Source organism: Endozoicomonas arenosclerae (assembly GCF_001562015.1).
Classification (GTDB): domain Bacteria; phylum Pseudomonadota; class Gammaproteobacteria; order Pseudomonadales; family Endozoicomonadaceae; genus Endozoicomonas_A; species Endozoicomonas_A arenosclerae.
In genome coordinates, this window is record NZ_LASA01000147.1 from 21,770 (window position 1) to 28,564 (window position 6,795).

The following is a 6,795-nucleotide window of genomic DNA, read 5'->3' on the forward strand; positions in this document are numbered from 1 at the left end:
AGTAGTGAGCCTTCTAATTCTTATAAACGTCAATGAACGTTTTGTTTTGAGTGGCAGGTCCAGATTTAGTCAATACTGTTTTTAAAACTCTGTGACGAAGTGGGTATGGGCTAGGTAAAGTCATTCTCAGGAATATTTACCCGTTCGCGGTTTATCTATATGCTTGACGCTCTTTTTTATCAGCACTTCTGAATTCGATGGCATCACCCGGCTTCAAGATAACGCATAATGTCAGTCCGGAACATTTGAGCGCCTGCCTCTGTGGTTGTTGGGACCGGCATCAGACATTGCCTGATGTTGAACAGCTTTTCACCGGTTCAGACTCAACGGAAATTCAGTCCATTGAAATTTTGGCTGAGCCCTCCTTTCAATGGGATTCACTGTTTTCTGCCTGGCTATTGAAGCTGCAAAGGCACTGTGATCGCCAAAACATACAACTGATGTTGTCCAGTTTGCCTGATGATGCTCTCAGTCTGCACCAACTGGCTACAGCTGTTCCTCCCGCTGCAGTCACGAAAAAAAGTCCTTACTTAATTTCTGCCATTTTTCAAAAAGTGATAAAAGGACTTTACGATTGGCTGGAAAACTTTGTCCTGTTTCTTGGTGATATAGCACTGGGCATTGTTCGCGTGCTCAGGTTTCGCAGTGATGCACGACTGGGTGACTTTTTTCAGTTTCTGCATCAGGCCGGGCCAGCCGCACTTCCCATTGTCACGCTGTTGAGCTTTCTGGTGGGAATGATACTGGCTTATCTTGGCACTGTTCAGCTCCGGCAGTTTGGTGCAGAAGTCTATGTGGCGGATTTGGTCGGCGTTGGCATGGTAAGGGAAATGGGCGCTTTGATGACCGCGATCATTATGGCTGGCCGAACCGGTGCCGCTTATGCTGCCCAGCTGGGAACCATGCAGGTCAATGAAGAAGTGGATGCCCTGACCACACTGGGTATCAAAACCGTTGATTATCTGGTGCTGCCCAGAATGCTGGCGCTGATTGTGGCCATGCCATTGCTGACACTCTACAGCGATATTCTGGGCATGCTGGGAGGCGGTGCTGTGGCATTGAGCATGGACATTACTTTCACCCAGTATGTGCACCAGTTGGCCGGTGCTTTCTCTCTGTCCGATGTCCTCACAGGTCTGTTTAAAAGTCTGGTGTTTGCCATTCTGATCAGTTTTGCCGGATGTCAGGCAGGTCTGGCTTGCGGTCGTTCTTCGGCAGCTGTGGGTAAGGCGACCACTACAGCGGTGGTGACTGCCATCGTTTATCTTGTGGTGGCCGATGCGGGTCTGAACATTCTCTATTTCCAGTTGGGTATTTGATGATGGAACAGCCAGATCCCGAAGCCATAGCTGAAACCGGTGCAGCCATAGCAGTCGATCAGCTGACCATGAAATACGGCAGCAACCTGATACAGGAGAACCTGACCTTCCAGGTTCAAAAAGGCGATGTCTTTGTCATCATGGGGGGCAGTGGTTGCGGTAAAAGCACGCTGCTCAAACACATGATCGGTTTGTACCAGCCTGCAGCGGGCACTATTTCCTACGAAGGAAAAGATTATTTTTCAGCCACAGATGCCCAACAGCTTGAAATGAGAAAGCGTTGGGGGGTGACTTATCAGAGTGGTGCCTTGTTCAGCGCCATGACCCTGGCAGAAAATGTGGGTCTGCCGCTGAGCCAGTATACCAGGATGAAATCTTCAGAAATCGACGATCTGGTGCGTTACAAGCTAGCGCTGGTGGGGCTGTCAGGCTATGAAAGTTATTATCCTTCCGAAATCAGTGGCGGTATGGCCAAGCGGGCGGGCTTGGCACGGGCGATGGCTCTGGATCCTGATGTACTGTTTTTCGATGAACCGTCAGCAGGCCTGGATCCATTAAGCGCTAAACGCCTGGATGATTTGATTCTTCAGCTCAGTCATTCACTGGGTGTCACCATTGTGATTGTGACTCACGAACTGGAAAGTATTTTTGCCATAGGTTCCAATGGCGTTTTTCTTGATGCACAGACAAAAACACAGCTGGATACAGGTGCTCCTTCCTATATGCTGAATCACAGTTCTCAACCCCTGGTCAGAGACTTTCTGTCCCGTGGGCAGGGTCATCAACCGATTTCCGGGGAGGTTGGCCAATGAATAAAAAAAGATATTCGGTCTTTGCCGGTTTGTTTGTGATCGCCATGATCGGGTTGGCTGTGGGGCTGGCCCTGTTTATTGGTAAGGGCAGTTACTCCAGCAACAGCAAAGAGCGCTATGAGCTTATATACGACAGCAGTGTTATGGGACTGAATGTAGGAGCCCCCGTGACATTGCGTGGCGTGAAGATTGGTGAAGTGACGGATATCCGTACCCAGCTCTATGTTAACAGGGAAGAGCTGCTGAACACCGTTGTCATTGATATCTACCCGGATATGGTGATCAGCAAAGGGGGAGAAATTCCCGAAGATATTATGGAGCAGCTGGTGGCCAGAGGCCTGGCGGCCAAACTGAAAACCCAGAGTCTTTTGACCGGTCTGTTATACGTTGAAGTAGACATCTATAAAGCCAGCTCCAGAACAGTTTCTGTCGCCACCCAGTATCCGCAGCTTCCTACAGTACCTACCGATCTTGAAACCATCACTCAGGATTTGGATAAGATGAATCTGCCAGAGCTGATCTCGGACCTAAAAAGCATTGCCCACAACCTGAACACTATCAGTGGCGGCCAGGAATTCCAGCAAATGCCGGAAAACCTCAATAAGGCTTTCGCCCAGTTTGGCACCATGTCCCAGGATATGGCCAAAAGCATGTCCGACATGAGAGATGAGTTTGTACCCATGGCGGACAGCATGGATCAGATGTCTCAGGCCATAGAAAGAGAACTGCCCAAAACACTGGGTAAAGTGAATGAAGCGCTGGCTACCGTTGAAGCCACACTGAAAGCGGTAGAGCAAACGACTACTGCCCTGGGAGATACTATGGCGCCGGATTCGCCCCTGATGTATCAGCTGGAGCGCAGCAGCAAGGATATCAGCCGTTCAGCGGATGCCGTCAGGGAGCTGGCAGAATTATTGGAAGAGCAGCCGGGCTCTGTGTTGTCAGGCAGGGATACAGGGGAATGAGTGGATGATGAAAAATGTTCAATGGTTTTCTGTGCTGGTTGCTGCTTTTCTGCTTTCAGCCTGTGCAGCGAATGTGACACCCTTTCAGTACTTCACCCTGAAGCCTCTGGAAACGGGTAAAGCCAGTAATACGAAGACTTCTATAGGTGTGTCGCCTGTTGAGATTCCTGGCTGGATGGATCGTGCCAATCTTGTTGTAAACGACGGAGGCTATGAACTTAAGCGCTACGATGTACAACGCTGGGGTGAACCTGTTCAGGACGCAATTACCCGAACACTGACCCAGAACCTGAATGCTCTGCTTCCTGAGTCTGATGTGGAATCAGGCCCCTGGCTGAGAAGCCAGTCACCGGATTTAGCGGTGAAAGTAGCCATTAACAATCTGGCCTGGTATGACTCCACTCTGGAGTTGGATACAAGAGTCACACTGATGAAAAAGCAGGTACGTGTGCAGTCTCGTACTATCAAGCTGACTCGTAACCTACCTGAAAATAGCAGCCCGCAACAGTTGGTTGAAGGGATCAGTTATTTGCTGGCAGATCTGAGCCAACGGATACAGAAGGATGTTGTCGCCCAGCAGTGAAGTTGTGTGATTCTATGCAGCATCTGACCGGCTACTGGCAATGATGATAACCCAGGAGAAGTGAGAGCATCAGAAGCCACATTCTGTTGCCCTCAACTATTCGGGTCAAAGTTTCCTGGTCAACTGATTCTTCAACTCCGGTACTGGCATTGGCTGTTGCCTGAGCTGTTCCATAGAAGTGATTGGTACCGTTATGGACGACAACAATAGGTACAAGGTCTCCCATGCCTCCCATTACTGTTTCTAAACTCTCTCCTGCCGGTGCTTCGGAGCCATTATGCATAAATGACTGGATAATGGGTTGTCCTGTCTCGGAGTTGGCCATCATCAGGATTATGGGTTGATGTACCATAGTTGCCATACAAGGTAGCAGCGTCGGTGAAGCCCAGCCTCCGTTATTCAGGTATTCCAGATCCTCTACCGCTTGTTCTGCAAGAACCGGATCCTGATTTAAGTTCTCGCTGATACTTGAGATGATATCAGCTGGGTCAACATCACCAAAATGTTGAAAAACTGCATGCAGTAAACAGTAACCATCTTTTGGAGTGGCTGCTAACTGCAAGCCCACTTCATCCAGTTGATGATGGTAACCGGTGGAATAGGTTTCCATCAGATCCTGATTGATAGAGGAGGCTGTTACGTTATTCCTGTACCCCTGAGATAAGTCAATAAACTCTCTCGCCTCCGCAGCAGTCAGAGATCCTGAAGATTTCTCAATGGTACTTAATAAATGACGTGTACCTTCAGGAATAGAAGCCCATAGGCTTTTCCTATTAAGGGCCTTGATCAAAACTTTTCCGATCAGAGCAGATGCATCATTCTTTTGATGTTTCTCCGCGAGGCTTAATCGTTCGTGACCGGTGAATTTCCATGAAGGGGCACTGCTACTGATAAATAAAAAGTCATATAACTCGCTATCAAACAGGTAGCCCTGCTGATCAAGAAACGTAAATACTCCCAATAGATTTGTCACAATAGAAATAAATTCATCTGGGTCAGTATGCTGATTCAGCTTCGAAAAAAAATTATAGTCGGCGAATTCTTCCACAATCAACAAGGCATTCTGTGTCGAGAACTGTGTTCCCAGATCACCACTGACTATTGAAGAAGCCCTAACAAAATGACTGGCGTCTAATTGCATGACTGCCTTTGGTGAAATGCTCGGACTATCGGGAACTTGACTCAATGCCATCATATGTCGCAGTTTTTTCAGGTGAGTCCCATTACTTTTCCACCAAAGTTCCAAAGCCACGGGGGTACCATCTGCATCATCGACAGCCTGATAAGTCAGTACCGGTTCCTTTTTTCCACTGCCAGCAAGAAATCTGCCCAGTGTGAAGGTGCGCCCGCGCTGTTGAAAACAGACTTTTCCGTCGGGATTGTCAGAGCGAAAGGCTACTCCGTCAGTTTCCAACCTAAGTTGTTTATTGTCCGCAGCTTTAAAACGTGCAATAAAACCGTCGGCCTGGTGATCTGTCAGCCAGTGTGTTTTCTTAAAGTTTTCAAAGTGTCTGAAAGGGCAGTCATCAGGACTATTACCACTGAGCATAAGCGATACATAGAAACTGACATCCTTGGCAATATCACTTTTCTGGCAGGTGAGGCAGCTATCCAATCGGGTGGCAATATTGTTAAACTGGCAGGTGCAAACTTCCTTTTTGGCCAGTTGATCAAGCCATTTTCCCAGACTAGCCCAGGGAGAATCTTTGAAAAATTGCTCCATAGAGGTTCCATTTTCAGGGAAAAAACTTAGAAAATAAAAGGATTTTAGATCGTATTCTCCTTCCTCTGACAGACGAAATAGCAATGAATAGGTTCCAAGGAATTGACACCCTTGAAACAAGTCAAAACGGTGAACAGCAAACGCTCCTGCCTGACTCCATTCACTGAGCAGTAAAGAAAAAAACAGAACCGTTGTACATATGATCCTGTTGAAGCCAGAAAGAAAGTGTCTCGGTTTCAACAAAGACTTCAGTAGCTTATTGAACCGGATAACCCGCATAGGAATTGAATACTTCGACTCAGCCAAAAAAGTGAATTTTAAATATAGTTAACATTTATTTATCGGCAAGCCGCTATAGCTCCCCCCGATAAAAGGTTATCAGCGGGAGCTTATGTGAAGCCTCTTCTGTTTTCAGATGGCTAAAAATCAGTAGAACAAGGAAGCAATAAAGAGCGCTATTGTGGTAACCAGAGTCACTCCGCTGGCGATCATGTTTGCGGAAGAAGTGTTTGCCTCAGCGTAATCGGCAACATCCCATAACCTTGCATTACCGTCATTAGCTGCCGTCACCACCTTTTGATTATCCGGTGAGAACCTGATTTTGGAAACACTGGCGTTGGCATGAGGAAGGTTAGCTAGCAAATCAGGTTCGCTGGCATTCACGGCATTGCCTGCACTATCCAGTCCCGTAACATTGAACACATTGGCATTCTGGCTTTGCATGGCCGTGACCATCAGCTCACCAAAGCGATCAAAGCTGATGTCGTTGATCTGATCGTCTTCAAAATCTTTTTGAGCCACTTTTTTTGGAGTGACCACTCCTTGGGCATTGGGGGTGAGGCCTGCAAGATTCCAGACGACAAACTGGCAGTCCGTACCGTTATTGATGCCAATACCGAGTTTGGTCCATTCATGATCGAATTCGATGACATTGATGGCGTGCTCGAATTCTACTTCAGCATAAAGTGCAGCAACGGGTGTTCCCTTACTGTTCTTACTGATCTTTCTCAGGTTATAGATGCTGACTTTGGTGCCGTGACTGACTCCCAGAAAGTTACCATCAGGGCTGAAAAACAGTTGATTGCGATTCAGGGCAACACTGCCATCAAGATCGATTAACACTTCCAGAACCAAAACCAAGCGACCACAGGGCAATTGCATCAATCTGAACACTCGAAGATAAATTTCTTGTAAACTCTCTATCCAGTTTATTCGAGTCTCCTAGAGTAGTTCATCCGCATGGAAGCCAAGCAGTACCAGCCACTAGCTGATTTTTTAGCCAAAGTTCCTGATCCTCGCTGCCCCGGCATGTGTGATCACAACCTGCTCGATATACTTATCATTGCTGTATGCGCAGTCATATGTGGAGCGGACGAGTGGCAAGACATGGAGG

7 protein-coding genes are annotated in these 6,795 nt (G+C 47.6%); 5 read left to right on the forward strand and 2 right to left on the reverse strand.

What is annotated here, in order from left to right; all coding sequences use genetic code 11:
- Positions 1-197 precede the first annotated feature (197 nt).
- From WG89_RS22235 to WG89_RS22250, 4 genes are read left to right on the forward strand one after another with little or no spacing between them, the layout of a single operon-like run.
- Positions 198-1,319 carry an MlaE family ABC transporter permease gene (locus WG89_RS22235; protein WP_062269903.1) on the forward strand — a complete coding sequence of 374 codons (1,122 nt, stop codon included), beginning with the start codon at positions 198-200 and terminating at the stop codon, positions 1,317-1,319.
- Positions 1,319-2,131, forward strand: coding sequence for an ABC transporter ATP-binding protein (locus WG89_RS22240; RefSeq protein WP_245662958.1), 813 nt, complete (start codon positions 1,319-1,321; stop codon positions 2,129-2,131). Before WG89_RS22235 ends, WG89_RS22240 begins: the two co-directional genes overlap by 1 nt.
- Positions 2,128-3,096: an MlaD family protein gene (locus tag WG89_RS22245; RefSeq protein ID WP_062269904.1), complete on the forward strand. Its 969-nt coding sequence runs from the start codon at positions 2,128-2,130 to the stop codon at positions 3,094-3,096. Before WG89_RS22240 ends, WG89_RS22245 begins: the two co-directional genes overlap by 4 nt.
- A gap of 4 nt (positions 3,097-3,100) precedes the next feature.
- On the forward strand, positions 3,101-3,679 hold the full coding sequence (locus WG89_RS22250) for a PqiC family protein (RefSeq protein ID WP_062269905.1): 579 nt from the start codon (positions 3,101-3,103) through the stop codon (positions 3,677-3,679).
- A gap of 31 nt (positions 3,680-3,710) precedes the next feature.
- On the opposite strand, the gene WG89_RS22255 is transcribed toward WG89_RS22250, so the two are convergent.
- On the reverse strand, positions 3,711-5,402 hold the full coding sequence (locus WG89_RS22255; RefSeq protein ID WP_153301756.1) for a hypothetical protein: 1,692 nt from the start codon (positions 5,400-5,402) through the stop codon (positions 3,711-3,713).
- A gap of 426 nt (positions 5,403-5,828) precedes the next feature.
- Positions 5,829-6,575 (reverse strand): WD40 repeat domain-containing protein, encoded by a 747-nt coding sequence (locus WG89_RS22260; RefSeq protein WP_172806891.1) that lies wholly within the window; start codon positions 6,573-6,575, stop codon positions 5,829-5,831.
- Between the two features lie 66 nt (positions 6,576-6,641).
- Between WG89_RS22260 and WG89_RS33000 the strand changes: the two genes are divergently transcribed.
- Positions 6,642-6,795 (forward strand): transposase family protein (locus WG89_RS33000; protein ID WP_172806667.1); only part of this gene is annotated, 154 nt, incomplete at its 3' end.

Coding starts and splice junctions, on each gene's coding strand:
- WG89_RS22240 (WP_245662958.1), top strand. CDS start 1,319: ATGATGGAACAGCCAGATCCCGAAGCCATAGCTGAAACCGGTGCAGCC.
- WG89_RS22255 (WP_153301756.1), bottom strand. CDS start 5,402: ATGGAGCAATTTTTCAAAGATTCTCCCTGGGCTAGTCTGGGAAAATGG.
- WG89_RS22250 (WP_062269905.1), top strand. CDS start 3,101: ATGATGAAAAATGTTCAATGGTTTTCTGTGCTGGTTGCTGCTTTTCTG.
- WG89_RS22235 (WP_062269903.1), top strand. CDS start 198: ATGGCATCACCCGGCTTCAAGATAACGCATAATGTCAGTCCGGAACAT.
- WG89_RS22245 (WP_062269904.1), top strand. CDS start 2,128: ATGAATAAAAAAAGATATTCGGTCTTTGCCGGTTTGTTTGTGATCGCC.